This is a genomic window from Streptomyces sp. NPDC047453 (assembly GCF_040643155.1).
Classification (GTDB): domain Bacteria; phylum Actinomycetota; class Actinomycetes; order Streptomycetales; family Streptomycetaceae; genus Streptomyces.
On sequence record NZ_JBEYTS010000044.1, the window covers coordinates 31,859 to 57,653 of the forward strand.

24 protein-coding genes are annotated in these 25,795 nt (G+C 71.6%); 8 read left to right on the forward strand and 16 right to left on the reverse strand.

What is annotated here, in order from left to right; translation table 11 throughout:
- Positions 1 to 179 precede the first annotated feature (179 nt).
- Positions 180 to 590 (forward strand): hypothetical protein, encoded by a 411-nt coding sequence (locus ABZ818_RS29325; RefSeq protein WP_361420976.1) that lies wholly within the window; start codon positions 180 to 182, stop codon positions 588 to 590.
- 78 nt (positions 591 to 668) lie between these two features.
- On the opposite strand, the gene hemB is transcribed toward ABZ818_RS29325, so the two are convergent.
- Together hemB and ABZ818_RS29335 are read right to left on the reverse strand one after the other, a co-directional pair.
- A complete protein-coding gene (hemB, locus tag ABZ818_RS29330) occupies positions 669 to 1,661 on the reverse strand; it encodes a porphobilinogen synthase (RefSeq protein ID WP_361420979.1) in 993 nt (330 codons plus the stop codon).
- Between the two features lie 139 nt (positions 1,662 to 1,800).
- The gene (locus ABZ818_RS29335) at positions 1,801 to 2,463 is read right to left on the reverse strand and encodes a TetR family transcriptional regulator (protein WP_361420982.1); all 663 of its coding nucleotides are present in this window, start codon (positions 2,461 to 2,463) and stop codon (positions 1,801 to 1,803) included.
- Positions 2,464 to 2,630: 167 nt separating this feature from the next.
- On the opposite strand from ABZ818_RS29335, the gene ABZ818_RS29340 reads away from it, so the two are divergent.
- The 4 genes from ABZ818_RS29340 (at position 2,631) to ABZ818_RS29355 (ending at position 8,105) form a co-directional block, all read left to right on the forward strand.
- Positions 2,631 to 4,112 carry an APC family permease gene (locus ABZ818_RS29340; protein WP_361420985.1) on the forward strand — a complete coding sequence of 494 codons (1,482 nt, stop codon included), beginning with the start codon at positions 2,631 to 2,633 and terminating at the stop codon, positions 4,110 to 4,112.
- Positions 4,112 to 5,212 carry an alcohol dehydrogenase catalytic domain-containing protein gene (locus ABZ818_RS29345; RefSeq protein ID WP_361420988.1) on the forward strand — a complete coding sequence of 367 codons (1,101 nt, stop codon included), beginning with the start codon at positions 4,112 to 4,114 and terminating at the stop codon, positions 5,210 to 5,212. Before ABZ818_RS29340 ends, ABZ818_RS29345 begins: the two co-directional genes overlap by 1 nt.
- A 52-nt stretch (positions 5,213 to 5,264) precedes the next feature.
- Positions 5,265 to 6,599, forward strand: coding sequence for an NAD-dependent succinate-semialdehyde dehydrogenase (locus tag ABZ818_RS29350; RefSeq protein ID WP_361420991.1), 1,335 nt, complete (start codon positions 5,265 to 5,267; stop codon positions 6,597 to 6,599).
- Between the two features lie 162 nt (positions 6,600 to 6,761).
- A complete protein-coding gene (locus ABZ818_RS29355) occupies positions 6,762 to 8,105 on the forward strand; it encodes a PH domain-containing protein (protein WP_361420994.1) in 1,344 nt (447 codons plus the stop codon).
- A 104-nt stretch (positions 8,106 to 8,209) separates the two neighbouring features.
- Here the strand turns inward: ABZ818_RS29355 and ABZ818_RS29360 are convergent, their stop codons facing one another.
- The 5 genes from ABZ818_RS29360 to ABZ818_RS29380 all read right to left on the reverse strand — a co-directional run bounded on the left by ABZ818_RS29360 (position 8,210) and on the right by ABZ818_RS29380 (position 14,036).
- The gene (locus ABZ818_RS29360; protein ID WP_361420997.1) at positions 8,210 to 9,916 is read right to left on the reverse strand and encodes a bifunctional uroporphyrinogen-III C-methyltransferase/uroporphyrinogen-III synthase; all 1,707 of its coding nucleotides are present in this window, start codon (positions 9,914 to 9,916) and stop codon (positions 8,210 to 8,212) included.
- Positions 9,913 to 10,884, reverse strand: a complete 972-nt coding sequence (hemC, locus tag ABZ818_RS29365) for a hydroxymethylbilane synthase (protein WP_361421000.1) — start codon at positions 10,882 to 10,884, stop codon at positions 9,913 to 9,915. The genes ABZ818_RS29360 and hemC overlap by 4 nt, the downstream gene beginning before the upstream one ends.
- The gene (locus tag ABZ818_RS29370; RefSeq protein WP_361421003.1) at positions 10,881 to 12,692 is read right to left on the reverse strand and encodes a glutamyl-tRNA reductase; all 1,812 of its coding nucleotides are present in this window, start codon (positions 12,690 to 12,692) and stop codon (positions 10,881 to 10,883) included. The genes hemC and ABZ818_RS29370 overlap by 4 nt, the downstream gene beginning before the upstream one ends.
- A complete protein-coding gene (locus ABZ818_RS29375) occupies positions 12,689 to 13,453 on the reverse strand; it encodes a redox-sensing transcriptional repressor Rex (RefSeq protein WP_361421006.1) in 765 nt (254 codons plus the stop codon). The genes ABZ818_RS29370 and ABZ818_RS29375 overlap by 4 nt, the downstream gene beginning before the upstream one ends.
- Positions 13,454 to 13,751: 298 nt before the next feature.
- Positions 13,752 to 14,036, reverse strand: coding sequence for a glutaredoxin family protein (locus ABZ818_RS29380; RefSeq protein ID WP_361421009.1), 285 nt, complete (start codon positions 14,034 to 14,036; stop codon positions 13,752 to 13,754).
- 129 nt (positions 14,037 to 14,165) lie between these two features.
- On the opposite strand from ABZ818_RS29380, the gene ABZ818_RS29385 reads away from it, so the two are divergent.
- The 3 genes from ABZ818_RS29385 (at position 14,166) to ABZ818_RS29395 (ending at position 17,845) form a co-directional block, all read left to right on the forward strand.
- Positions 14,166 to 15,092 (forward strand): HAD-IB family hydrolase, encoded by a 927-nt coding sequence (locus tag ABZ818_RS29385; protein ID WP_361421012.1) that lies wholly within the window; start codon positions 14,166 to 14,168, stop codon positions 15,090 to 15,092.
- 460 nt (positions 15,093 to 15,552) lie between these two features.
- A complete protein-coding gene (locus ABZ818_RS29390) occupies positions 15,553 to 16,377 on the forward strand; it encodes an ECF subfamily RNA polymerase sigma factor, BldN family (RefSeq protein ID WP_361421015.1) in 825 nt (274 codons plus the stop codon).
- A gap of 235 nt (positions 16,378 to 16,612) precedes the next feature.
- On the forward strand, positions 16,613 to 17,845 hold the full coding sequence (locus ABZ818_RS29395; RefSeq protein ID WP_361421018.1) for a DUF5667 domain-containing protein: 1,233 nt from the start codon (positions 16,613 to 16,615) through the stop codon (positions 17,843 to 17,845).
- A 71-nt stretch (positions 17,846 to 17,916) separates the two neighbouring features.
- On the opposite strand, the gene ABZ818_RS29400 is transcribed toward ABZ818_RS29395, so the two are convergent.
- The 9 genes from ABZ818_RS29400 to ABZ818_RS29440 all read right to left on the reverse strand — a co-directional run bounded on the left by ABZ818_RS29400 (position 17,917) and on the right by ABZ818_RS29440 (position 25,667).
- The gene (locus ABZ818_RS29400; protein WP_361421021.1) at positions 17,917 to 18,969 is read right to left on the reverse strand and encodes a lysophospholipid acyltransferase family protein; all 1,053 of its coding nucleotides are present in this window, start codon (positions 18,967 to 18,969) and stop codon (positions 17,917 to 17,919) included.
- A 13-nt stretch (positions 18,970 to 18,982) separates the two neighbouring features.
- Positions 18,983 to 20,041, reverse strand: a complete 1,059-nt coding sequence (locus ABZ818_RS29405) for an NAD-dependent epimerase/dehydratase family protein (protein WP_361421024.1) — start codon at positions 20,039 to 20,041, stop codon at positions 18,983 to 18,985.
- 240 nt (positions 20,042 to 20,281) lie between these two features.
- Positions 20,282 to 20,380, reverse strand: a complete 99-nt coding sequence (locus tag ABZ818_RS29410; protein ID WP_003948845.1) for an AURKAIP1/COX24 domain-containing protein — start codon at positions 20,378 to 20,380, stop codon at positions 20,282 to 20,284.
- 164 nt (positions 20,381 to 20,544) lie between these two features.
- Entirely contained in the window at positions 20,545 to 20,757 is a 213-nt protein-coding gene (locus ABZ818_RS29415) for a helix-turn-helix domain-containing protein (RefSeq protein WP_004984898.1), read from the reverse strand.
- A gap of 128 nt (positions 20,758 to 20,885) precedes the next feature.
- Entirely contained in the window at positions 20,886 to 21,701 is an 816-nt protein-coding gene (locus tag ABZ818_RS29420) for a phosphatase (protein WP_361421027.1), read from the reverse strand.
- Between the two features lie 83 nt (positions 21,702 to 21,784).
- Positions 21,785 to 22,957 (reverse strand): acetoin utilization protein AcuC, encoded by a 1,173-nt coding sequence (locus ABZ818_RS29425; protein ID WP_361421030.1) that lies wholly within the window; start codon positions 22,955 to 22,957, stop codon positions 21,785 to 21,787.
- Positions 22,908 to 24,128, reverse strand: a complete 1,221-nt coding sequence (locus tag ABZ818_RS29430) for an MFS transporter (protein ID WP_361421033.1) — start codon at positions 24,126 to 24,128, stop codon at positions 22,908 to 22,910. The genes ABZ818_RS29425 and ABZ818_RS29430 overlap by 50 nt, the downstream gene beginning before the upstream one ends.
- Before the next feature lie 60 nt (positions 24,129 to 24,188).
- A complete protein-coding gene (locus tag ABZ818_RS29435; protein ID WP_361421037.1) occupies positions 24,189 to 24,935 on the reverse strand; it encodes a VC0807 family protein in 747 nt (248 codons plus the stop codon).
- An 87-nt stretch (positions 24,936 to 25,022) separates the two neighbouring features.
- Positions 25,023 to 25,667, reverse strand: coding sequence for an HAD family hydrolase (locus tag ABZ818_RS29440; RefSeq protein ID WP_361421040.1), 645 nt, complete (start codon positions 25,665 to 25,667; stop codon positions 25,023 to 25,025).
- Positions 25,668 to 25,795 lie beyond the last annotated feature (128 nt).

Here is a 25,795-nt window from a genome sequence, read left to right on the forward strand (position 1 = left end):
GCTCGCCATGCTCATGCGCCGCCGCGAGGAGCGCGGGGGCTCGACGATCCAGCACCCCCTGCTGCTCGCCGCGCTGGCCGCCCGGCGCTAGGAGCTGGCGACACCCCGCCCTCCGACGGCCGCGCTCACCGGCGTCGGGGGGCGGGTCCCGTACGGCAATCGAACTTGAGGAACCACAAATGGCAGCTGAGTCCGGCGGAGAGACGGAACGGGATCCCCTAGAGACCTTCATCGACGAGGTCTTCGAGGAAATGGTGCGCGAGTCCGGGATTCCGCACACCGGTACCGGTATGAGGCATGGGAAGGACCCGCTGGCGGCGGCTCTGCTGGAAGCCGCCGCGACGTCCCTTTCCCGGCCGGCCCACTCCCGGTCCTCGGAACTGGAGAAGGCGCTGTTCGCGCAGTTCCTGGCGACCGCGTTGGCGGAATCCCTCGCGCCCGCCCTGGCGGAGTCCCTGGCCATGGAGATCATGAAGGTGCTGAACCAGCACGCCGCCTCGCACGGCGGCGGCGACGGCACGGCCCGGGCGTCGGCGGGCGGAGGTTCCCGCGGCCGGCGCGGCGAAGGCGAACGGGGCACGGGTTCCTGACCCTCCGCGGACCGCGGAGGGTCACGACGCGACGGGGCCGCCCGTGCGGAAGCAGGGCGGCCCGGCGGGGTGGCTGGGTCAGCGCAGCTTCTGCGCGACCTCGGTGGCCCAGTAGGTGAGGATGTTGCGCGCCCCGGCCCGCTTGATCCCGGTCAGGGACTCCAGGATGGCCCGGTCCCGGTCGACCCAGCCCTTCTCGGCGGCGGCCTCGATCATCGAGTACTCGCCGGAGATCTGGTAGGCGGCGACCGGCACGTCCACGGCGTCGGCGACCCGGGCGAGGACGTCGAGGTAGGGACCGGCCGGCTTGACCATCACCATGTCGGCGCCCTCCTCCAGGTCGAGGGCCAGCTCCCGCAGCGACTCCCTCAGGTTCGCCGGATCCTGCTGATAGGTCTTGCGATCCCCCTGCAACGAGGAGCCGACCGCCTCCCGGAAGGGCCCGTAGAACGCGGACGAGTACTTGGCGGTGTAGGCGAGGACGGCCACGTCCTCCCGGCCGATCTGGTCCAGCGCGTCCCGGATGACACCGATCTGCCCGTCCATCATCCCGCTGGGGCCCACGACATGGGCGCCGGCGTCGGCCTGGACCTGGGCCATCTCGGCGTACCGCTCGAGCGTCGCGTCGTTGTCGACCCGGCCCTCGGCGTCGAGGACGCCGCAGTGACCGTGGTCGGTGAACTCGTCGAGGCACAGGTCGGACATGACGAGCAGCTCGTCCCCGACCTCGGCGCGCACATCGCGCAGCGCGACCTGGAGGATCCCGTCCGGGTCCGTCCCCGCCGACCCGAGGCCGTCCTTCTTGCCCTCCTCCGGCACCCCGAACAGCATGATCCCGGAGATCCCGGCCTCCACCGCCTCGGCGGCCGCCTTCTTCAGGCTGTCGCGGGTGTGCTGCACCACCCCGGGCATCGCCGAGATCGGCACGGGCTCGCTCACGCCCTCGCGGACGAACGCGGGGAGGATGAGGTCCGCCGGGTGCAGCCGGGTCTCGGCGACCATGCGCCGCATGGCGGGGGTGGTGCGCAGCCGGCGAGGACGCGTACCGGGAAAGGATCCGTACTTCGTCATGCCCTCTACGCTACGCCCGCCGCCCCGATGCCTTTGCCGACGGGGAGTCGGCCGGGGTGGGCCCCGCGGAGGGGGTGTGCGCAGACGCCACGGGGTCGGCGGGGCGGGCGCCGCGGTGCCGCACTGCCCCCGCCGTGCGTCAGGACGATTCCAGAGCGCCGGCCGCCAGCCCGAGTTCGGCCTCGGCGAAGGTGCGGACCATGTCGGCGATCGGCGCCGCGCGGCGGTCGGCGCTGGTGTTGATGTAGGCGCTGGTTCCGTCGATCACGACGAGAATGCGCACGGCCGCCGCCCAGGGGTCGCCGCAGCGGAAGTCCCGGGTCTCCACTCCGGCCGTGATGAGCCGTTCTATGCGTCGGCACCAGAGCAGTTCCTGGTCCACGACGTGCTCGTGGAGTACGGGGCGGTAGCGCGACAGATGCCGCGCGTTGAGCCAGAGCCTGCTGACGTTGTCGAAGTCGGCGCTGGAGATCAGGGTGAAGAAACGCCGGAGTGTGCGCAGCGGACTGTCGGCGCCGGAGTCGGCCGGTCCCTCCGCTGATCCCTCCAACGGCCCTTCCGGGAGCAGGCTGTCGAGTTCGGCCATCGTGGCGCTGGTGAAGGCCTCGGCCACGAGCTTGTCGGCCGCGGGGAAGTAGTGGCCGACGAGTCCGGACTGGACGCCGAGCTCGTCGGCGATCCGCCGCAGGGTGACGCACTCCAGCCCTTCGGTGAGTCCGATCCGCGCGGCACTGGTGACGATCTCGTTGCGGCGCTCGGCCGGCGCCTTGCGGACTCGCTTGCCCGGACCCCTTGACGTCATGCCCGGAATGTTATTGAGTATGCGACCAATTAGGAAATTGGCCACGCGGCCAATAACCGTGGACGTCAGGAAGCCGCTGATCAAGGGGATCTCACCCCGGCGACAGGGCTCGGCCCCGTCCCGGCCGAGCCGGCACCTCCGGCACGCACCACCGTCAGGAGACGCATGTGAACGACACTCACACCGACGCCGGTGACCTCGCCGAGTACGGCTATCGGCAGGAGCTGAAACGCACCCTGTCCCCGTGGGCCGTGTTCGCGATCGGGTTCGCGACCATCTCCCCCGTGGTCGGCGTCTACGCCGTCGTCCAGCTCGGGTTCGTCTTCGCGGGCCCCGCGTGGATCTGGGCGGTCGTCGCGGCCTTCCTCGGCCAGCTGCTGACCGCCGTCGTCTACGCCGAACTGTCCTCCCAGTTCCCCATGACGGGCGGGGTCTACCAGTGGGTGCGCCGGCTGGGCGGACCCCGACTGGGCTGGCTGGTGGGCTGGATCTATCTCGCCTCGGCCGTCGCGTCCCTGGCCACGGTGGCCTACCTGGGGGCGAGCTGGCTGCACATGCTCTTCGGTGACGGGACACCGTCGGCGACGACCCACGTACTCCTCGGCGTGGTCTTCATCGCCGTGGCGCTCGCGATCAACCTGCTCGGCGTCAACCCGGTGAAGCACTTCCTCAACGCGGGCATCCTCGCCGAAGGCGTCGCCTCCATCGCCATCAGCGTGATCCTGCTGTTCTTCGTGCGCCACAACGGCTTCGGGATCCTGTTCGAGACGCTGGGAGCCGAGGCCGCCTCCAAGGGGTCCGTCCTGGCCGGTTTCCTGACCTGTCTCGCGGTGGCCGGCTGGGCCTTCCTCGGCTTCGACGCGACCACGCAGGTCGCCGAGGAGACCGAGCAGCCGCGGCGCAGCGTGCCGCGGGCGCTGCTGCGCGCCTATGTGTTCGTCGCCTTCACGGTCCTGCTGACCGGGCTCGCGGTGACGCTCTCGCTGCGCCGGCCCGAGGACGCCGTGTCCGGCCGGACGGCGGATCCGGTCCTCGCCGCCGTGTCGGACGGGCTGGGCGGATGGAGCGAGAAGCCGTTCGTCGTCGTCGTTCTGATCGCGTTCTTCGCGTGCGCCATCTCGATCCAGACGTACATCGGGCGAGCCGTCTTCTCGTTCGCCCGCGACCGGCAGCTGCCCTTCTCCTCGACGCTCGCCACCGTCGGCCCGCGGCAGATCCCGTACATCTCGCTCATCGCGACGGCCGTGCTGGCCGGCCTCGGACTGCTGCTCGGTCTGAACGGCAACGCCGCGGCGACCCTGATCGCCTTCGGCTCCGGCGGCTTCTACTTCATCTTCCTGACCGTCGCGGTCGTGGCGCTCGCCGCCCGGTTGAGCGGCCGGTGGAACGCCTCCGCCGGAGAACTGCGGCTGGGACGCACCGGCCTGGTGGTCAACGTGCTCGCCGTGGTGTGGCTGCTCTTCGAGGCGGTCAACATCGCCTGGCCCCGCGCCGAACTCGCCCCGGCCGGCGGCAGCTGGATCCAGGTCTGGGCCGTGATCCTGGTCTTCTCCGTGCTCTTCGCCATCGGTCTCGTCTACGTCGCGGTCGCCAAGCCTCACACCCAGCTCCCCCAGAACCCGGCCCCCGAAAAGGTGAAGGTGTCCTGATGCCCTCGAAACTCTCCCCGGCCATCGTCTTCGACCCGTTCTCCGGGCTGCGGTCGCAGGACGTCTCCCTCAGGTCCGCCGGGCCGGGCGAGGTCGAGATCGACGTGCGCGCGGCCGGCGTGTGCCACTCGGACCTGCACATCGTGACCGGTGACTGGCCGACCGACCGGCCGCTCGTGCTCGGGCACGAGGCGGCCGGAGTGGTCACCGCGGTCGGCGCCGGCGTCACCTCCGTACGGCCCGGCGACCACGTCGTGCTGTCCTGGTTCGCGCCGTGCCGGCGCTGCCGCAAGTGCGTGGCCGGAATGGCGTGGCTGTGCACCGGCACCAAGGCCGTCGCCAACACGCTGCCCGACGGGACCACCCCGTTCACGGACGCCGAGGGCGACCCGGTGTGGCCCTACCTGGGCCTGGGGGCGTTCACGGACCGGCTGGTCGTACCCGAGTCGGCGGCGGTGAAGGTCCCCGAGGAACTGCCGTTCAGCATCGGCGCCCTCCTCGGCTGCTCCATCACGACCGGCATCGGCGCGGTCATGAACACCGCCCGGGTCCGTCCCGGCGAGTCCGCGGTCGTCGTCGGTACGGGCGGCGTGGGGCTCAGCGTGGTGATGGGTCTTCGCCTGGTGGGCGCCGACCCCGTCGTCGCCGTCGACCTCTCCCCCGAACGGCTCGCCGTGGCCGAGCGGTTCGGCGCCACCCACACCCTCGACGGCGCCGGAACCGACGTCGCCGCCTGGTGCCAGGAGGAGCTCGGCGGGGTGGACTACGCCTTCGAGGCGATCGGGAGCCCCAAGGTCGTCGAAACCCTCCCGGCCATGCTCACCTCGGGCGGCGCGGCGGTCCTGGTCGGGATGGCACCGACCGGAGCGACCGGTTCGTTCAACCTGTTCGACCTCGCCGATCAGGGCAAACGTATCCTCGGTTGCAACTACGGCTCCAGCGTCGGGGAGATCGACATCCCCAAACTGGCCCGCCTCTACCTGGCGGGCCGGCTGCCGCTGGACGACCTGATCGGCAGGACCCGGCCGCTGCGGGAGACGGCGGAGGCGTTCGACGATCTCAGGTCGAACACCGGGGTCAGGACGATCCTGACCCCGTGAGCCGCCCCGTGACCGACAGCCGCCCCGTACCCGACCACTTTCCGGAGGCCTGATGTACGCCGTCACCGACCCCACCACCGGCGAAGTCGCCGAGACCTACCCGACCGCCACCGACGCCGAGATCGCGGATGCCGTCGCCGCCGCCCACGCGGCCACCTCCTGGGGCCGTACCAGCTCCGTGGCCGAGCGCTCCGCGCTGCTGCGCCGGCTCGGCGACCTGCACACGGAGCACCAGGCCGAACTGGCCGCGAGCATCGTGCGCGAGATGGGCAAGCCGCTCGCCGAAGCCGAGGGCGAGGTCGGCTTCTGCGCCGACATCTACCACTACTACGCCGACCACGCCGAGGCGTTCCTCGCCGACGAGCCGCTCGACGTCACCTCCGGTCCGGGCAGCGCCGTCGTCCGGCGCAGCCCGGTGGGCGTCCTGCTCGGCATCATGCCGTGGAACTTCCCGGCCTACCAGGTGGCCCGGTTCGCCGCCCCGAACCTCGCGCTCGGCAACACCATCGTCCTCAAGCACGCCCCCCAGTGCCCGGCCACCGCGGCGCTGCTGGAGAAGCTGTTCACCAAGGCCGGCTTCCCGGCCGGCGCGTACGTCAACGTGTACGCCACCAACGAGCAGATCGCCGAGGTGATCGCCGACCCGCGGGTCCAGGGCGTCTCGCTGACCGGCTCGGAGCGGGCCGGGGCCGCCGTCGCCGAGATCGCCGGGCGGCACCTGAAGCGCGTCGTTCTCGAACTCGGCGGCTCCGACCCGTTCATCGTGCTGTCCACCGACGACCTCGACGCGGTCGTCGAGGCCGCCGTCGCGGCCCGGCTCGACAACACCGGCCAGGCCTGCAACGCCGCCAAGCGGTTCGTCGTCGTCGAGGACCTCTACGACGCGTTCGTCGAGAAGTTCACCGCGCGGCTGCTCGCCGGCGAGACCGGTGCCCCGCTGTCGTCGGCCGCCGCCGCCGCGAACCTCGGCCGTCAGGTGGACGAGGCGGTCGCCCAGGGCGCCACGCTCCACAGCGAGGGCGAACGGCACGGGGCCTACTTCCCGGCCGGAGTCCTCACCGGGCTCACCACCGAACACACCGCCGCCCGCCAGGAACTCTTCGGACCGGTCGCGATGGTCTTCCCGGCGGCCGACGAGGACGACGCCCTGCGCATCGCCAACGACACCCCCTACGGCCTCGGGTCCTACGTCTTCACCACCGACCCCGCGCAGGCCGAACGCGTCGCCGACCGCATCGAGGCCGGCATGGTCTTCGTCAACGGCGTCGGCGCCGAGGGCGCGGAACTGCCCTTCGGCGGCATCAAGCGCTCCGGCTTCGGCCGCGAACTCGGCCGCCCCGGAATCGAGGAGTTCGTCAACAAGAAGCTCATCCGAACCGTGGCGTAACAGCTCCCACGACACGTGAACGGGTCCGGGCCTCCGGCAGGGGCCCGGACCGCCGCACCAGCAGGTGCCGGCCAGGCTGATGGCAGGATGCCGCGCATGGCCGATGTCTGGAACATGACCTGCCGTCCCCGCTGGAGACGCGTCCTGTGACCCTTTGTCCGGGTGAGCGCCGACGCCCGCGGTCTGCACTCCCGGACGCTGCTGCGCCGCCGGAGCCTGCCGTGGGGCGACATCGCCGAACTGCGCGTGCACCGGAAGTCCGCGCGAACTCCCTTAGCCCACAAGCCCCGTCGCGTCAGCCTGGTACTGCACGACGGACGTGAGCGGCTCCTGCCCCCGCCGCGGAGCCGGTCGTCCGACGACCCGGACTTCGACACCGAGGTGGAGGCGCTCCGCGCACTGCACCGCCGCTACGAAGCCACGGAGTCGAGCAAGGTCCCCGCCGTGTCGTACCGCACCCCGCGGCGCGGCTGGCCAGGGTTGCTGGTCCTGTGCCCTGTGCTGCTCGCGTGCGCGGCCATGGCCGCGGGGTCCGTGTCCGAGACCGCGTCGTACGAACAGGCGTGGAAGTCGGCCACCGCGTGCACCGCAGGGACGCCCGCCACGGAGCACGACGAGTGCCTGACCACGGTTCCGGCCGTGATCTCGCGGACCGAGGACAACCTGCCCAAGCGGCCCAGCTGGCTGTACTTCACCGACGGCCGGCCGCTGGAGCGACTCGAGGTCCCGCGCGACGCCGCCCTGGAATTCGAGGGCGGTGGCAGTGTCGAACTGACCCTCTGGCGCGGCCAGGTGATGAAGGTCGCCGGAAAGAACCACGTGTGGCGCCGGGACATCCCCACGGCCGGGGGCACGGCCGTCTTCGCGGCCGCGTTCGCTCTCGCCGCGTGCTACCCGGCAGCCCACTCGCTGCTGAGCCTGCTCGGGCGCCGGCTGCGCGACGACAGGGAGCTCCCGCCGGCCCTCCCGTTCGGGGGCGCGCTCGTCGCCACCGCCCTGTGGCTCCTGCCGCTCTGCTACCTCCACCCCACGACCCTGTTCTCCTCGTCCGTGGCGATCACGTGGCTCGCCGTGGGTTCGCTGGTCACGCTGGGCCTGTTCGCCGGGGCCTGGCACACCACTTCTGCCTCCGCGCCAGGAGCAGCGACCGGGAAGTCCGCCGCGCAGGAGAACGAGGAGGAGTTCCTGCCCGCCCGCTTCCTGGAGGACACCGACTACAACCCGCGCGGCTTCGGCACGCACGTCGTCCTGGACGGCGGCCCTCCCGCTGTGGCGCCCGGTCCCGGCCGGTTCGCGACGAGGCCGATACCGGTGGAGCGGCTCACCCTCAAGAACGTGCGACGCGCCCGGAGCTCCGACCCCGTGGACGGACGCTGGGACGTCGCCGAACTCGACGACGCCGGCACACCGGTCCGCCTCGCGGCCGAACCCGCCGACCTGGCCCGCATCCTCCGCGGACTGGACCTCGCGAAAGCCTCCGTGAACACCGCGAACCCCGGGCAGTGAAGGACCGGCCCACGACGGCGCCGGGGTTCACGCAAACGAGCTGGTGGCGGAACGCGCCCGTACGGCACGTTCCGCCACCAGCTCACTCAGCACTCACATCGCACTCACGTCGACGAGCGGCGCCTCCGCGCCCCCGGGCGCCGTTCGCTCGGGCGGGTCACCGGGTCGCCCGCTTCCAGGGCCGCCAGGCGGCGCCTCGCGCCGAAGTCGGCCAGGGCCTCGGCCAGCTTGTGGACGGACGGCTCGGGAGCCATCACGTCCACCCGCAGGCCGTGCTCCTCGGCGGTCTTCGCCGTGGCCGGGCCGATGCAGGCGATCACCGTCACGTTGTGCGGCTTGCCCGCGATGCCGACCAGGTTCCGCACCGTGGACGACGACGTGAACATCACCGCGTCGAAGCCGCCGCCCTTGATGGCCTCGCGGGTCTCCGCCGGGGGCGGAGAGGCGCGGACCGTGCGGTAGGCCGTGACGTCGTCGACCTCCCAGCCCAGTTCGATCAGGCCCGCCACGAGGGTCTCCGTGGCGATGTCCGCGCGGGGCAGGAAGACACGGTCGATCGGGTCGAAGACCGGGTCGTACGGCGGCCAGTCCTCCAGCAGGCCCGCGGCCGACTGCTCGCCGCTCGGCACCAGGTCCGGCTTCACACCGAAGGCGATCAGCGCCTTCGCGGTCTGGTCGCCGACCGCGGCCACCTTTATGCCCGCGAAGGCCCGGGCGTCGAGGCCGTACTCCTCGAACTTCTCCCGCACCGCCTTCACCGCGTTGACCGAGGTGAACGCGATCCATTCGTAGCGGCCGGTCACCAGGCCCTTCACCGCGCGCTCCATCTGCTGGGGCGTGCGCGGCGGCTCGACGGCGATCGTCGGGACCTCGTGCGGCACGGCTCCGTAGGACCGCAGCTGGTCGGAGAGCGAGGCCGCCTGCTCCTTGGTGCGCGGCACGAGGACCTTCCACCCGAACAGCGGCTTGGACTCGAACCACGAGAGCTGGTCGCGCTGCGCGGTCGCGCTGCGCTCGCCGACCACGGCTATCACCGGGCGCCCGCCGTCCGGGGACGGCAGGACCTTGGCCTGCTTCAGGGTCTGCGCGATCGTGCCGAGTGTCGCCGCCCAGGTGCGCTGGCGGGTGGTCGTACCGGCGACCGTCACCGTCATCGGGGTGTCGGGCTTGCGGCCCGCCGAGACCAGTTCGCCGGCCGCCGCGGCGACCGAGTCGAGCGTGGTCGACACGACGACCGTGCCGTCCGAGGCGCCGACCTCGGTCCAGCAGCGGTCGGAGGCCGTACGGGCGTCGACGAACCGCACGTCGGTGCCCTGGGCGTCGCGCAGCGGCACCCCGGCGTACGCGGGCACGCCGACGGCGGCCGCGATGCCGGGGACGACTTCGAAGGGAACGCCCGCGGCGGCGCAGGCGAGCATCTCCTCCGCGGCGTACGTGTCGAGTCCCGGGTCCCCGGACACCGCACGGACGACCCGCCTGCCGCCCCGCGCGGCCTCCATGACAAGATGTGCGGCATCCCGCACCGCGGGGATCCCAGTGGTTGTTGACGTGCCGTCAACAACCGTGAGCTGGGGTGTGCCCGTGCCCGGATGCGAGTCCGCCGAAGGACCCGGGTCCGTATGCACGACGGCGACGCCCTGCCTGGCGTGCGTGCGCACGACGTCGAGCACCTCGTGCTCGGCGACGAGGACGTCCGCGTTGGCCAGCGCCTCCACGGCGCGCAGTGTGAGCAGTCCCGGATCTCCGGGTCCGGCACCGAGGAAGGTGACGTGCCCGTGTTCGGGACAGGCGGGAAGGGTGGTGGGGCTCACTGTGCTCGCTCCCCCATCAGACCGGCCGCGCCCTGGGCGAGCATCTCGGTGGCGAGTTCGCGACCGAGTGCCATCGCCTGCTCGTGCGTCTGGGGCACGGGACCAGTGGTGGACAGCTGCACCAGTGCGGAGCCGTCGGGCCTGCCGACGACGCCCCGCAGGCGCATTTCCTTGACAATCTGCCCGTCGCCCAACAGGTCGGCCAGCGCGCCCACGGGGGCGCTGCAACCGGCCTCCAGGGCGGCGAGCAGTGACCTCTCGGCGGTCACGGCGGCCCGCGTGTGCGGGTCGTCGAGCTCGGCGAGCTCGGCGGCGAGGGCAGCGTCTTGGGCGGTGTGCCCCGCCCTGCACTCGACCGCCAGGGCCCCCTGGCCGGGGGCGGGCAGAATCGTGTCGACCGACAGGAAGTCGGTCGCCTCCTCGCTCCGGCCGACCCGGTTCAGCCCGGCGGCGGCGAGCACCACCGCGTCGAGCTCGCCGTTCTTGACGAAGCCGATGCGGGTGTCGACGTTGCCCCGGATCGGGACCGTCTCGATGTCCAGGCCGTGGGCGCGGGCGTACGCGTTCAGCTGGGCCATGCGGCGCGGCGAGCCCGTACCGATGCGCGCCCCGCGGGGCAGGTCGGTGAACTTCAGCGCATCCCGGGCGACGAGCACGTCGCGCGGGTCCTCGCGCTCGGGTACGGCGGCCAGGACCAGGTCCTCGGGCTGCGTGGTGGGCAGGTCCTTGAGCGAATGAACCGCGAAGTCCACCTCGCCCCGCTGCAACGCCTCGCGCAGCGCGGCCACGAACACACCCGTGCCGCCGATCTGTGCGAGGTGCTCGCGGGAGATGTCGCCGTAGGTGGTGACCGGGACGAGCTCGACAGGCCGTCCGGTCACCTGGCTCACGGCGTCCGCCACCAACCCGGACTGGGCCATGGCGAGCTTGCTGCGCCTGGTCCCGAGCCTCAGTGCCTTCTCAGTCATGCTGGCCCTCGGTTCTTGCTGTGCTTCTCGGAGTCGTCGTGCTTCTCGGAGTCTTCGGAATCGCGGTCGGCCCGGGAGACGGAGGCGACCGTCTCGGGGTCCAGGTCGAACAGGGTGCGCAGCGCGTCCGCGTATCCGACGCCGCCGGGCTCGGCCGCGAGCTGCTTGACCCTGACTGTCGGCGCGTGCAGCAGCTTGTCCACGACCCGCCGGACGGTCTGGGTGATCTCCGCCCGGTGCTTGTCGTCGAGGCTGGGCAGCCGCCCCTCCAGGCGGGCGATCTCGCTGCTCACGACGTCGGCGGCCATGGTGCGCAGCGCGACGACGGTGGGTGTGATGTGCGCCGCCCGCAGGGCCGCTCCGAAGGCCGCGACCTCGTCGGAGACGATACGGCGGACCTGGTCGACGTCGGCGGCCATCGGAGCGTCGGCGGAAGCCTCGGCGAGCGACTCGATGTCCACCAGGCGCGCCCCGGCGAGCCGGTGCACGGCCGCGTCGACGTCGCGCGGCATGGCGAGGTCCAGCACGAACAGGGCCGGCTCGGGGCGCGGTGCGACGGCGACCGGCTCGGGCCTGCGGTACTCGGGGATCCGGCCGGCGCCGGCCACGGTCGCGGCGAGAGCGGTGATCAGCTCGGCGTCGGCCTCCGGGTCGGCCTCGGCACGGGCGGACTCGCGGCGGTCGGCGGTCCCTCCCCCAAGCTCTCGGCTCCGCTCGAGCAGGGCGGTACCCCCATCGACCCAGGTCCCGTGCTGCTCCAGGGTGGCCGCGTCAAGGCCGGCCACGGCGGACTCGCCCATCAGGGAGAAGCCGGGCTCGGCGGCGGCGAGGTCCAGCGGGCAGTTCTCGTCGGCACCGGCGGCACCCACGGGCGGCAGGGGGGTCTCGCGGACGTCCGTCCGCACCGCCGTACGGCCGCTGCCGTGCTCTTGCCCGGCGGCCCGCGCCACGGTGACGGGCGCCCCGGTACGGCCCTCGACCGCGGCGGCGACCGTCTCGGCGGTCAGGACGAGTCCCGTCGCGCCGGTGCAGGAGACGGCGACATCTGCACGTGTCAGCTCGAGCGGCACCGCGTCCATCGGTACCGCGCGGGCCAACGCGTCCGTGCCGTCGTCCTCGGTGAGGATCTGGACGAGGCGCTCGGCCCGGTCCTGCGTACGGTTGGCGATCACTATCTCGCCGACGCCGACCCGGGCGAGGGTGGCGGCGGCCAGCGACGACATCGAGCCGGCGCCGATGACCAGGGCCTTCTTGCCGCGCGCCCAGGCCTGCACGTCCGCGCCCGCGGACAGCTGCTCCAGGCCGAAGGTGACCAGGGACTGCCCGGCGCGGTCGATGCCGGTCTCGGAGTGGGCGCGCTTGCCGACCCGCAGGGCCTGCTGGAACAGGTCGTTCAGCAGGCGCCCGGCGGTGTGCAGGTCCTGGGCGCGGGCCAGGGAGTTCTTGATCTGGCCGAGGATCTGGCCCTCGCCGACGACCATCGAGTCCAGGCCGCAGGCCACCGAGAACAGGTGGTGGACGGCCCGGTCCTCGTAGTGCACGTAGAGGTACGGGGTGAGCTCCTCCAGACCGACCCCGCTGTGCTGGGCGAGCAGCGTGGACAGCTCGGCGACACCGGCGTGGAACTTGTCCACGTCGGCGTACAGCTCGATGCGGTTGCAGGTGGCGAGGACGGCGGCCTCGGTGGCCGGCTCGGCGGCGACCGTGTCCTGGAGCAGCTTGTCCTGGCCGTCCGCGCTCAGCGAGGCGCGCTCCAGGAGGCTGACCGGGGCGCTGCGGTGGCTCAGTCCGACGACGAGGAGACTCATGCCGGCATCACGGCGGGGACATCCCCGTCCGGGCCCTGGTCGGTGGACTCGTCGCGGACCGCGGCGGCGGGCGGGACGGCGCGCTCGGCGACGGCCTCCTCACCGGCTTTGCGCTGCTCGTGGAAGGCGAGGATCTGAAGCTCGATGGAGAGGTCGACCTTGCGCACGTCGACGCCGTCCGGGACGGACAGCACGGTCGGCGCGAAGTTCAGGATGGAGGTGACACCGGCGGCCACCAGCCGGTCGCAGACCTGCTGGGCGGCGCCCGCGGGGGTCGAGATCACGCCGATCGAGACGCCGTTGTCCCGGATGATCTTCTCCAGCTCGTCGGCGTGCTGGACCGGGATGCCGGCGACGGGCCGGCCGGCCATCGCGGGGTCGGCGTCGATGAGCGCGGCGACGCGGAAGCCGCGGGAGGCGAAGCCGCCGTAGTTGGCGAGGGCGGCGCCGAGGTTTCCGATACCGACGATCACAACCGGCCAGTCCTGGGTGAGCCCCAGTTCGCGGGAGATCTGGTACACGAGATACTCGACGTCGTAGCCGACCCCGCGGGTCCCGTAGGAGCCGAGGTAGGAGAAGTCCTTGCGCAGCTTGGCGGAATTGACCCCCGCCGCGGCCGCGAGCTCCTCGGAGGAGACCGTGGGCACCGAGCGCTCCGACAGTGCGGTCAGGGCTCGGAGGTACAGCGGAAGCCTGGCGACGGTGGCCTCGGGAATCCCTCGGCTACGGGTCGCCGGTCGGTGAGTTCGGCCAGTTGCCACGGTGCTCCTGCGGGTAGAGCGGGGCTGCGGGCGGTCATATGTCCCCAGACCGCCCCGTCGACAGCAGGCTATGTCTTTGTGAACGTGTGCACAAAGATGGTGTCCGATTTGCCCGGCCAACGTGACCGGGGTCACGCACCCCCGGCGCGGATGTTGGGAACCGCCACATCCGCACCACCGTGCCTTCGTTGTTGGGGGCAAAACCGCACACTCTCCTCTACGATCCCCACCCCCGAGACCAAGACGCCATCGATCCTAGGCGACTTCCGGCCAGTTTGGACTCCTCGGTCAGTCCCGATCAGCCCGCGAGCTCCTTGCGCAACCGCTCCTCGTTCACCCGCCAGAAGGTGTGTTGTTCACCGTCGACGAGTACAACCGGAATCTGCTCCCAGTACTGGTCGTACAGCTCCGGATCCTGGGTGATGTCCTTCTGCTCCCAGGCGACGCCCAGGTCGGCGCAGACCTTCTCCACGACGGCCTGCGCGTCGTCGCACAGGTGGCAGCCCGGCTTGCGGACGAGGGTGACGAGCCGCCCCTGGGGCCCCGGGGACTTGCGGCGGAAGATGGGACTCATGTCGGCCATTGTCGCTCCGGCACGGGCCCGCGGAACCCCGCCGGCGCGGACCGCCGCAACGACCCCGTCGCGAAGAGTTCACGGGCCGCGAAACCTCTCGACTCCGGAACCACCCGGCCAACTGGCTATGCTCACGCCATGGCCGCTCTCGGATGGCTCACTTCCCGTAGGCGCTCCGCCACGGCGCGAAGCGTGTTGGCAGGCGAGGCCTCTGCGGAGGCAGCGCGCAAATCCTCGCAGGAAGCGGGCGTCCCGCCGGCCCCGCAGGAGGCGTCGGAGTTCCCGGTGCACGGGGACGAGCGGGCCGCCGCCTTCTTCGACCTCGACAACACCGTCATGCAGGGTGCCGCGCTGTTCCACTTCGGCCGGGGCCTGTACAAGCGGAAGTTCTTCGACACGCGCGACCTCGCCAAGTTCGCCTGGCAGCAGGCGTGGTTCCGGCTGGCCGGGGTGGAGGACCCCGAGCACATGCAGGACGCCCGCGACTCGGCGCTGTCGATCGTGAAGGGCCACCGGGTCGCCGAGCTGAAGTCCATCGGCGAGGAGATCTACGACGAGTACATGGCCGAGCGGATCTGGCCGGGCACGCGCGCACTCGCCGAGGCCCACCTGGACGCCGGTCAGAAGGTGTGGTTGGTCACAGCCGCGCCGGTGGAGATCGCCCAGGTCATCGCCCGCCGCCTGGGCCTGACCGGCGCGCTCGGCACGGTGGCGGAGTCCGTCGACGGCGTCTACACCGGCCGGCTGGTCGGCGAGCCGCTGCACGGCCCGGCGAAGGCCGAGGCGGTACGCGCCCTGGCCGCGGCGGAGGCCCTGGACCTGACCCGCTGCGCCGCCTACAGCGACTCCCACAACGACATCCCCATGCTGTCCCTGGTCGGCCACCCCTACGCCATCAACCCCGACGCCAAACTCCGCCGCCACGCCCGCGCGATGGACTGGCGCCTGCGCGACTACCGCACCGGCCGCAAGGCGGCCAAGGTCGGCATCCCCGCGGCGGCCGGCGTCGGCGCCGTCGCCGGCGGCACCGCGGCGGCCATCGCCCTGCACCGCCGCCGCCGCTGACACCGGCATACCGCACCGCCACCACTCCCCCACTCGTCACCGGCCGCTCACCGCCCGCGCCGCGGCCGCGCCGCCGTCCGTACCGCCCGCAGCCCGTGCCGCCCAGTGGCGGTACGGGCCTTCGCCGGTCGTTTTCGTGCGGCGCACCCGGATCCGCGGGCAATTGACCGAACGTACGCCCATGCCGTTCTGGCCATTCGACTTGGCGGTGCATCGCCAGCATGCGCCCCAGACATATACCGAAGACGGAACAGATCGGTCAGCAAACGGTCGCCCTCCGACGTGCGAACGCATGCCAATCGGTTACGGAAGCGACGGAATCGATGATTTGAGCAACTCGGTGTAGCAGCACCTGCACGAAGCGTTATTCTCCTCAGACGCAAACCGGTACCCCATCGTCGCTACGACGGGTGAACGGTTCCGCACTGCACGTGATGGAAGCTCTGCCTCTGGGAGTCCCGTGTACCCACACGTCGGGGTTGACGCCTCGGGCCTGGCTACGCTCCGCGCAACGGTCCTGGACCTGCTGCGCGGTCTCGTCCCCACCGCGTACGCCGGCCCCGTATTCGCCACCGCCGCGCCGGTAGGTCCGGCCTACGCGCTGGCCGACGGCATGGAGCAGGTGCCGACTCGCAGCGCCGTGGTCGAGGGGCGACGAGCCGGCGACGGGCGGGCGGGCGGCCGGCGAGGACGCCCGGCCGCGGCGGCCACCGTCCGGCGCCCCGCCGCGGACAGCGACAGCGCCCGGATGATGGAGCTGGTCGAGCGCGCCCAGGCCGGCGAGGCCGACGCCTTCGGACGGCTCTACGACCAGTACAGCGACACCGTGTACCGGTACATCTACTACCGCGTCGGCGGCAAGGCGACGGCCGAGGACCTCACCAGCGAGACCTTTCTGCGCGCCCTGCGCCGCATCGGCACCTTCACCTGGCAGGGCCGCGACTTCGGCGCCTGGCTGGTCACCATCGCCCGCAACCTCGTCGCCGACCACTTCAAGTCCAGCCGGTTCCGGCTCGAGGTCACCACCGGCGAGATGCTCGACGCCAACGAGGTCGAGCGCTCCCCCGAGGACTCCGTCCTCGAGTCCCTGTCAAACGCCGCCCTCCTGGACGCCGTACGACGGCTCAACCCGCAGCAGCAGGAGTGCGTCACGCTCCGCTTCCTCCAGGGCCTGTCCGTCGCGGAGACCGCCCGAGTGATGGGCAAGAACGAGGGTGCCATCAAGACCCTTCAGTACCGGGCCGTGCGCACCCTGGCCCGGCTTCTCCCCGACGACGCACGCTGAGCCGCGCACACGCTCCGCGACTCTCAACTCACGCTCCGTCGAGGCGTGTTGACTTCTCGATCCGATCAGCCCGGGTCCGTAACCCAAGTGCCGCGCCGCTCGTTGTGCGGGATAGAGGCTCCCTGTGGTCACGCCTTGGCCAATCCTGATCGACCGATCGGAAGAAAGCGGCTGTGGACGTGCACCCTCAGGACCCCCGGGGAGCCGACCGTCATGACGAGAGGAGGTGCCGCCAGTGATCGCGAACGTATCGGCGCACCGGCGGGCGAACGCCTTCGCCCAGTCCCTGGAAGAACTGTCCGACCGGGGCACGGCGGCCGAACAGGCCGAAGGACCGGCACGGGCCCCGGCTGCCGCGGAACAGACCGAGCAGGGCCGCATGCTGGCCCTCGCCACCGGTCTGGACGCGCTGCCGCGGCCGGAGCTGGACCCCGAGGTCAAGGTCGTCCAGCGGGCCCGCCTGGTGGCCGCGATGGAGGCCATGCTCCAGGAGAGCACCGCGGCGGGCGAGGCGAGTGACCCACCGGTGCCCAGGCAACGGGCGCGCGGCGCACACCGGGCGAGCGGCCTGGGGAAACTGCGGCCGCGCACGCGGCTGAGCAAGTCGCTGGCCGCCGGCGGACTCAGCGTGGGTGTGGCCGCGGGAGCCTTCGGCGGAGTGGCCGCCGCCAGCTCCAGCGCCCTCCCCGGTGACTCGCTGTACGGCCTCAAACGCGGCATCGAGGACTTCAAGCTCACCTACCTGACCGACGGCGCCGACGAGCAGGGCCAGGCCTACCTCGACCTCGCCTCGACCCGGTTGAGCGAGGCCCGCAGGCTGATGGAGCGCGGCCGCGGCGGCGGGCTCGACCACGAGTCGCTCGGCGAGATCCGCCGCACCCTGTCCGGGGTGCAGCACGACGCCACCGAGGGCCACCGCCTGCTGCACCAGGCGTACGAGCGCGACCCCGACTCCCTGCGTCCCATCCAGGCCCTCTCCACCTTCTCGCGGTCCCACCGCGAGGCCTGGGGCGCGCTCCGCGACCGCCTCCCCGTGCAGCTCGGCGACGTCAGTCAGCAGGTGTCGTCGGTGTTCGACGCCATAGACGACGAGGTCGCCCCGCTCCAGTCGATGCTCCCGCAGCACCCCGCCCCGGGCGGTGACGGCAAGCAGTACGGCCCCCGGCCGACGCCGTCCGCCGGTTCGCCCGGCGCCGCGCACTCGGCCCAGCCCAGCGCCGGCGGCGACACCGCCTCCGGCAGCCCCCACACCGGCAGCGACAGCCCCAGCGCGTCGGCCGGCTCCGGCAGCCAGGACGAGGGGCTGCTCGGCGGCTCCACCGGCGGTCTGCTCGACCCGCCGAAGCCCAGCACCAGCGCCTCGCCGTCCGCGACCAAGTCGCCCCCCAGCGGCCCCGACGTGACGATCCCGCCGCTCCTCCCGGGCCTGCTGCCCGGCCTCGGCATCAACGCGGAGGACGCGAAGTAGGCGGTGCCGAGCACAGCCCCACGAAGGCGGGGGCACCCCTCACCAGGGGTGCCCCCGCCTTCGTGGCACCGTCAGAAGAACACCGACCTGCGCTGCACCAGCAGCTTGTAGAGGGTGTGCTGGATCTGTTCGCGGACCTGGTCGGTCAGGTTGAACATCAGCATGGGATCCTCCGCCGCCTCCGGCGGATACCCGTCCGTCGGGATGGGCTCGCCGAACTGGATCGTCCACTTCGTCGGCAGCGGGATCGCGCCCAGCGGCCCCAGCCACGGGAAGGTGGGCGTCAGCGGGAAGTACGGGATGCCCAGCAGCCGCGCGAGGGTCTTGGCGTTGCCGATCATCGGGTAGATCTCCTCGGCCCCGACGATCGAGCACGGGATGATCGGCACGCCCTGGCGCAGCGCGGTCGACACGAAGCCGCCGCGGCCGAACCGCTGCAGCTTGTAGCGCTCGCTGAACGGCTTGCCGATGCCCTTGAAGCCCTCCGGCATCACCCCGACCAGCTCGCCCTGCCCGAGCAGCCGCTCGGCGTCCTCGGTGCAGGCGAGGGTGTGGCCGAGCTTGCGGGCGAGCTCGTTGACCACCGGCAGCACGAACACCAGGTCGGCGGCGAGCAGCCGCAGATGCCGGTCCGCGGGATGCCGGTCGTGGACGGCGACCTGCATCATCAGCCCGTCCAGTGGCAGCGTGCCGGAGTGGTTGGCGACGATCAGGGCGCCGCCCTCGGCGGAAATGTTCTCGATGCCCTTCACATCGACCCGGAAGTACTTCTCGTACAGCGGCCGCAGCAGGGACATCAGGAGCTGGTCGGTGAGTTCGGCGTCGTAGCCGAAGTCGTCGACGTCGTAGTCCCCGGTGAGGCGGCGGCGCAGGAACGCCAGACCGCTCGCGATGCGCCGCTCCAGACCGCCGTCCTGCGACGGCCGGCTCGGCGGCTCTTCCTCACTGGTCACGGGGGCGTCATCCTGCGCGGCACCCCTGGCGGGCAGGGGCTGCACCTCGCCGACCGCCGCCGACTCGGCGCCGGTGCGGCGGCTCCCCGTGCTCCGGCGCCGCGACGGCCGCTGTCCGGCGCTTCCACGGGACCGGTCGTCGTCGAACGGAATGACCTTGGCGTCCGCCATGGTGTTGCGCTCCTCAGTAGGCGCTCTGCGTCGGGTGGCCACTGCCCGGGTGGGACAGGGCGGCGATCCGGTCGACTGCCCCCGCGAGGACCTCCGGCGGCAGCAGCCCGGGTCCGCGGCTGCGGGCGAATTCGGCGAAGGTCTCCGCGGTCGTGTACTTGGGTGCGAAGCCGAGTGTTTCGCGCATCTGGTCCGTCGAGACGACCCGGCCGTGGGTCAGAAGTCGGATCTGCTCGGGTGAGAAGTCCGTCATTCCCAGCGTACGCACCAGCGAGCCCGCCCACGTCACGGCGGGAAGCAGCAGCGGGACCGTGGGGCGTCCCAGCCGCCGGGAGCACTGCGAGAGCAGCAGCACACCGTCGCCGGCGATGTTGAACGTGCCGCTGTTGAGGGTGGCGCGGCGCGGCTCGTGCGAGGCGATCCGCAGCACCTCGATCACGTCGTCCTCGTGGACGAACTGCAACCGCGGGTCGTAGCCGAACACCGTCGGCAGCACCGGCAGCGAGAAGTACGAGGCGAGCGGGGTGTCCGCCGTCGGACCGAGGATGTTGGCGAACCTGAGCACGCACACGGCGACGTCCGGCCGTCGCCTGGCGAAGCCCCGCACATACCCCTCGACCTCGACCGTGTCCTTCGCGAAGCCGCCGCTCGGCAGGGACTTGGGCGGGGTGGTCTCGGTGAACACCGCCGGGTCCCGGGGCGCGGAGCCGTAGACGTTGGTGCTGGACTTGACCACCAGCCGCTTGACGGACGGGGACTTCTGGCAGGCGCCCAGCAGCTGCATGGTGCCGATGACGTTGGTCTCCTTGACCAGGGCCCGGCTGCCGCTGCCCAGCGCGGTGCCTGTCACGTCCATGTGCACCACCGTGTCGGCGGACGTCTCGGCGAGCACCCGCGCGATCGTGGGCTGCCGGATGTCCGCCTGGACGAAGTCGGCGCCGCCCAGATGGTGCTCGGGCGGGACCGCGTCCACGGCGACCACCCGGTCGACCTCCGGGTCACGCTGGATGCGCCGTACGAACCGGCCCGCGAGCTGACGGGCCACTCCGGTCACGAGCACGACCTGTCCCAAGATCAGCGCCTTCCTTCCCGCCCGGATCACCGCCGGGTTCCCCGTGTGCGGCCAACCTATCGGGTCGAGGTCGCGCTGCGGCGACCTCTCGATGCGCGACGTGACGGCAGGTACGTGCGTGCGAACGGGATCGAGCCGCCCCGCGGCCGGCCGGCCCCGGACGCACGCGACCCCCCACCGGATGCGGTGGGGGGCCACAGACACGCTTTCGCGTTGGCGCGTACCTCGCGCGACCGGCGTCTACTTCTTGTTGCGACGCTGGACGCGGGTGCGCTTGAGCAGCTTGCGGTGCTTCTTCTTGGCCATCCGCTTGCGCCGCTTCTTGATAACAGAGCCCACGACTACCCTCGCTCACTTCTCATCACTCGGTGTTTGGGCGCCATGGGCCCACACGACCTACGAGGGGCTAGCCTACCCGCCCGAGCGCTGAGGTCGTAATCGAGGTGTCCGGAGGGATCCGGAAGTGTTCCCTGGTGTCCTTCACGGACCCCTCCTGATCGCCGTCAGGCGGTTTCCACCCCCACGTAGCTCTCGCGGAGGTACTCGTGAACCGCTTGCTCCGGGACGCGGAAGGACCGCCCCACCCGGATCGCGGGCAGATGACCGCTGTGCACCAGGCGGTACACGGTCATCTTCGACACTCGCATGACCGAGGCGACTTCCGCCACGGTAAGGAACTGAACCTCGTTCAGAGGCCTTTCGCCAGCTGCAGCCATGACACACCTGAACCTTCCGCACTCGACGGCCACCGGCTTCCCCTTCCGGTGACTCTTCGTCGCTGCGTGCTCACTCCCCAGACTAGGGGCGGGTGATGCGAGTGGGGAAGAGGTGGACCATCGGCGGCCTACTGTGACAGACACGCGCGATTGAGTACGTAGCGGGCCAGCGGGCGGTAGTAGGCGGGCCGTACGCCGTCATCAAGTGGAACGACGACGGACACCCGCCCCTCCGCCTGCCCGACGAAGAGCGCGGGGTCGTTCGTATCGGCCGGCCCCATGGCGTCGAACCCCAGCTGACCTGCACCGCAGACCCAGCCGTGATCCCCGATCACCAGTTCCGGCAGCGGGCCGCCGACGTCGGCCGCCGCCGCGAGCGCCAGCCGAACCGGGAGCGGTGAATGCGTGTGCGCGCCGGGCTCACAACCGGAGCGTTCGGCGCCGGAAGGCCGGACCAGGGCGACTCCTCGTACGTACTCGAGGCGGCACGTGCGTAGACCGAACCGGGTCGTTATGTCGACACAGCGACCCTGCGCGGGGGTGAGGACGGTACACCCCGCCGCCGACAGGGCGTCCGCCAGCGCGGCGTAGAAACCGAGCAGCCGGTGCGGGTGCCCGGTGCCGAGGAGCACGGGGGCGCCGCGCCGCGCCGCCGCACCGAGCCGGTCCGCGAAGGCGTCCAGCGCGGCCAGCGTCAGATCCGGGTCGATGGCATCGGGGCCGAAAGTGTGACGCGGATCGGCCGAAACACCACACCTGCGCGCCATCAGGTCGATCAAGTCCCGCTGCTGCCAAGGCCCTTCGGGGTCGATCCCGATCAGCACCCGGGGGTCCCGGGCCGCGAACAGCCGATAGCTGCGCAGGCCGGCCTCCCGCGTCGTGGTCACCATCCCGGCGAGACGGGCCCTCACCAGATGGGCGCGCAGCGCCGCGATGCTCAACACCCGAGCGATGCTGACGCACGCCCCCCGCGGTCGTCCCGAGAACCCCGGAACACCGCACAGTCGGCCTAGTGCGGCGACCGGCGCTACGGCAGCAGGCCCCGCAGCGGGAACACCGCCCGCCGGGTCGCCAGGATCGACTGGTCCAGCCGGTCCGCCGGGTCGTACCCCGCCTCCCAGTCCGCCCAGGACACCGGCCACCGCCCGTCGGTCATCCGCATCGGGCCCAACTGCCGTGTCCGCGCGTACACCGCCTGCCGCCAGCTCTCGGGAATCACCGTCTCCGGCTCCACCGGCCGCCCCGCCGCGATCCCCACCAGATGCGTCCACGACCGGGGTACGACGTCCACCACCGCGTACCCGCCTCCGCCCAGCGCGACCCACCGCCCCTCGGCGTGCTCGTGGGCCAGCTCGTGGCACGCCATCTGCACCGCCCGCTGCGCGTCCAGCGACACTGCCAGATGCGCCAGCGGATCCTCGAAGTGCGTGTCCGCCCCGTGCTGGGTGACCAGCACCTGCGGCCGGAAGTCGGCGACCAGTTCCGGCACCACCGCGTGGAACGCCCGCAGCCACCCGGCGTCCCCGGTCCCCGCCGGCAGCGCCACGTTCACGGCCGATCCCTCGGCGGACGGGGCCCCGGTCTCCTGCGGCCATCCCGTCTGCGGGAACAGGGTCCGGGGATGCTCGTGCACCGAGATCGTCAGCACCCGCGGGTCCTCCCAGAACGCGGTCTGCACCCCGTCCCCGTGGTGCACGTCGGTGTCGACGTACACGACCCGCTCGGCACCCAGCTCCAGCAGTCGCGCGATCGCCAGCGCGGCGTCGTTGTAGACGCAGAAGCCCGACGCGGCACCCGGCATCGCGTGGTGCAGCCCGCCCGCGAAGTTCACCGCGTGCAGCGCGTCCCCGCGCCACACGGCCTCCGCCGCCGCCACCGACTGCCCCGCGATCAGCGCGGACACCTCGTGCATCCCGGCGAACGCCGGATCGTCCAACGTCCCCAGCCCGTACGTCCCGTCGGCCGATCCCGGGTCCGCCGACGCGGCCTTCACCGCGGCGATGTAGTCCTCCCGGTGGACCAGCCGCAGCGTCGAGTCACCGGCCGGCCTGGCCGCCACCAGCCGCGTCTCCCGGTCGAGTCCGAGCGCGCCGACCAGTTTCCGGGTCAGGACGAGACGGACCGGGTCCATCGGGTGGTCCCGACCGAAGTCATAGCCCGTTACTGCCTCGTCCCACATCAGCTGTGCGCGGCCGCTCATGACCGCCACCGTATCGGTCCGGTCGCGGCGCGAACGACCCGGCGCACACCGACGTCACCAGCACCAACACCATGGGCACCAGCATCGCCCCGCGGTAGCTCCACGCGTCGCCCAGCGCCCCCACCAGCGGCGAGCCGACCAGGAAACCCACGTAGTTGAAGATGTTGAGCCGTGCGACGGCCTTGTCCGAGGCACCCGGGAACAGGCGCCCGGCCGCGGCGAAGGTCTGCGGCACCAGCACGCACAGGCCCAGTCCCAGCAGCGTGAACCCGAGCATGCCCACCCAGGGCCCGGGCGCCCCGGCGACCACCGCGAACCCCAGCGCCGCCACCAGCGCGCCCAGCCGTACGACGGCCACGGCACCGAACCGCCGCACCCCGGTGTCCCCGATGGCCCGCCCCAGCAGCGTGGTGACCATGTAGACGTTGTACGGCACCGTCGCCAGTTGCTCGGAGCTGCCCAGCGTGTCCTGGAGGTACTTCGCGCTCCAGTTGGAGACGGTCGAGTCCCCGATGTACGCGAACGTCATCACCAGACACAGCGGGAGCAGCAGCCGGAACACGACGGTCCCACCGCCTTCCCCGGCCTCCCCGCCGGCCTCGTCCGACGCGGCGGCGGCGTCGACGTACCCCCGGCTGCCCACGAGGACCGCCGGCAGCAGCACCGCCACCACCGGCAGGTACGACACCCACAGCGCCAGGTGCCAGTGCGCCCCGGCCCAGGCCAGCGAGGCACCCCCGATCCCGCCGAGGCTGTAGACGGCGTGGAAACCGAGCATGATGCTGCGGCCGTACGCCCGCTGGAGGCTCACCCCGAGCATGTTCATCGAGGCGTCCAGCATCCCCACGGCCAGCCCGAACGCGGCCAGCGCGACGCCCAGTTCGGCGACCCGGCCGCCCGCCCCGACACCGAGCAGGGACAGGAGGACGACGGGCTGGGACCAGCGCAGCAGCCGACTGGGCCGGACGCGTTTCACCAGTTGCTCGGTGGTCGTGCTGCCGATACCGGCGAGGATCGGCACGGCGGCCAGGAAGACCGGCAGCAGCGCGTCGGAGACCCCGTACCGGCCCTGGATGGCCGGGATGCGCGTCACGAGGAGAGCGAAGGCGACGCCCTGCGCGAAGAAGCTGAACGCCAGCGAGGCCCTACCGCGCCGCAGCACATCTGTCATGGCGGCGAGCGTAGGGCCCTGGGCTACCTGTGGGTAGGTCCGGTGAAAGATGAATTCTGCTCAGCTTCGGGCGAGGGTGAGCCCCTTCGGGGCCTTCTGGGCCATGGCGGGCTCCTGGGCGTCGGCGGGCTCCTGGACCTGCGTGGCTTCGGCATCCGTCTCGGCTTTCAGCTCGGCCATCAGCATGTACGTCATCGGCCCGGCGGCGAGAGCACCGCTCAGGAGGAACCCGAGCACCATCGTGACCGCCATGATCACGGTGCCGAGCCACAGCATGGTGTCCACCGGCACCGTGTAGGCGCCCACGACCCGCACCACGCACTCCGCGAGCAGCACCACGCCCCACACCAGCGAGAAGACCTTCTCCGCCCGCCGGAAGTCCGCGGATTCGGCGGCCAGTCGTGCCCAGGCGGCCTCCCGCCTCGCGTCGCCCTTCACCAGCCAGGGCTTCATGGCTGCGGTCATCATCGGCCTGCCCAGCGCCACGGACACCAGGATGCCGATGCCGATCGCGCTGCTGACGCCGCTGTCCTTGGCGAGCATCAGCCGCGGGTCACCGGCGACGAAACTGAGCAGCAGCCCGACCACGTTGACGAACAGGATGAGCGCGGCGAGCCCGTTGACCCTGCGCTCCCTGGCCGCGGCCCACCCGGTCCGCAGGGCGGGGACCACGCTGCTCCACCCCAAGGCAGCCAGCGTGCTCATCCCGAATCCGTTCTTGAGCAGGTAGTACCCGCCGACCGGCACCGCCACATCCACGAGCAGAGGGGCGAGGTTCGCGCGCTTCGTGTTCGTCGTCACGCTCAAAGCTTCGCGGGCGAGGGGGGTCCGCCAGTAGAAACGATCGTCCGGAGTTCCGCATGACAATTGTCAGTGCGGCGGCGGTGGCCGGCGTCATGTCAGCAGGTCCGCCAATTCCTCCATGCGCGAGAAGAGTTGGGTGGCGTCCACGAGCTTCGCGGCCGGGGTCATCGCGGTGAACCCGTAGACGTCCATCCCGGCCGCGACGGCGGCCCGCACACCCAGCGGGGAGTCCTCGACGACGACGCACCGCTCGGGGGCCACTCCCATCCGGTCGGCCGCGTGGAGGAACAGGTCCGGCGCCGGCTTGCCCCGGCCCACGTCCTGCGAACTGAAGATCCGCTCCTCGTCGAACCACCGGTCAAGTCCGGTGGTCCGGTGTCCCACCCGGATCCGCTCATGACTCCCCGAGGACGCGACGCAGTACGGCGTCCCCTCCACCGTCAGCTTCTCCAGTACGTCGGCGGCACCGGCCACCGGCTTCAACTCCCGCCGGAACGCGGCGAAGACACGGGCGTGGAAGACGTCGTCGAAGTCGTCCGGCAGCCGCTTCCCCGTCCGCTCCAGGACGAGGTCGTGGATCCGGTGCATCGCCGACCCCATGTAGTCACGGATGGAGTCCTCGTACGAGGTGGGGTGCCCCAACTCGCTGAGGTAGGCGGCGAGGAGCCGGTTGGAGATGGGCTCACTGTCGACGAGGACGCCGTCGTTGTCGAAGATGACGAGGTCGTAGCGCATGAGTACGAGCCTAAGCGAGTGCCGGCCGACCGAGCGTAAACGCAGAAAACCCCCGTGCCGAATGACACGGGGGTTTTCTTCAACATTTGTTCGGCGGCGTCCTACTCTCCCACAGGGTCCCCCCTGCA

What these genes read in the sequence shown, in the direction of transcription:
- ABZ818_RS29325 (WP_361420976.1), top strand. Translation starts at nt 180, where the DNA reads ATGGCAGCTGAGTCCGGCGGAGAGACGGAACGGGATCCCCTAGAGACC.
- hemB (WP_361420979.1), bottom strand. Translation starts at nt 1,661, where the DNA reads ATGACGAAGTACGGATCCTTTCCCGGTACGCGTCCTCGCCGGCTGCGC.
- ABZ818_RS29335 (WP_361420982.1), bottom strand. Translation starts at nt 2,463, where the DNA reads ATGACGTCAAGGGGTCCGGGCAAGCGAGTCCGCAAGGCGCCGGCCGAG.
- ABZ818_RS29345 (WP_361420988.1), top strand. Translation starts at nt 4,112, where the DNA reads ATGCCCTCGAAACTCTCCCCGGCCATCGTCTTCGACCCGTTCTCCGGG.
- ABZ818_RS29350 (WP_361420991.1), top strand. Translation starts at nt 5,265, where the DNA reads ATGTACGCCGTCACCGACCCCACCACCGGCGAAGTCGCCGAGACCTAC.
- hemC (WP_361421000.1), bottom strand. Translation starts at nt 10,884, where the DNA reads ATGACTGAGAAGGCACTGAGGCTCGGGACCAGGCGCAGCAAGCTCGCC.
- ABZ818_RS29370 (WP_361421003.1), bottom strand. Translation starts at nt 12,692, where the DNA reads ATGAGTCTCCTCGTCGTCGGACTGAGCCACCGCAGCGCCCCGGTCAGC.
- ABZ818_RS29380 (WP_361421009.1), bottom strand. Translation starts at nt 14,036, where the DNA reads ATGGCCGACATGAGTCCCATCTTCCGCCGCAAGTCCCCGGGGCCCCAG.
- ABZ818_RS29385 (WP_361421012.1), top strand. Translation starts at nt 14,166, where the DNA reads ATGGCCGCTCTCGGATGGCTCACTTCCCGTAGGCGCTCCGCCACGGCG.
- ABZ818_RS29400 (WP_361421021.1), bottom strand. Translation starts at nt 18,969, where the DNA reads ATGGCGGACGCCAAGGTCATTCCGTTCGACGACGACCGGTCCCGTGGA.
- ABZ818_RS29415 (WP_004984898.1), bottom strand. Translation starts at nt 20,757, where the DNA reads ATGGCTGCAGCTGGCGAAAGGCCTCTGAACGAGGTTCAGTTCCTTACC.
- ABZ818_RS29425 (WP_361421030.1), bottom strand. Translation starts at nt 22,957, where the DNA reads ATGAGCGGCCGCGCACAGCTGATGTGGGACGAGGCAGTAACGGGCTAT.
- ABZ818_RS29430 (WP_361421033.1), bottom strand. Translation starts at nt 24,128, where the DNA reads ATGACAGATGTGCTGCGGCGCGGTAGGGCCTCGCTGGCGTTCAGCTTC.
- ABZ818_RS29440 (WP_361421040.1), bottom strand. Translation starts at nt 25,667, where the DNA reads ATGCGCTACGACCTCGTCATCTTCGACAACGACGGCGTCCTCGTCGAC.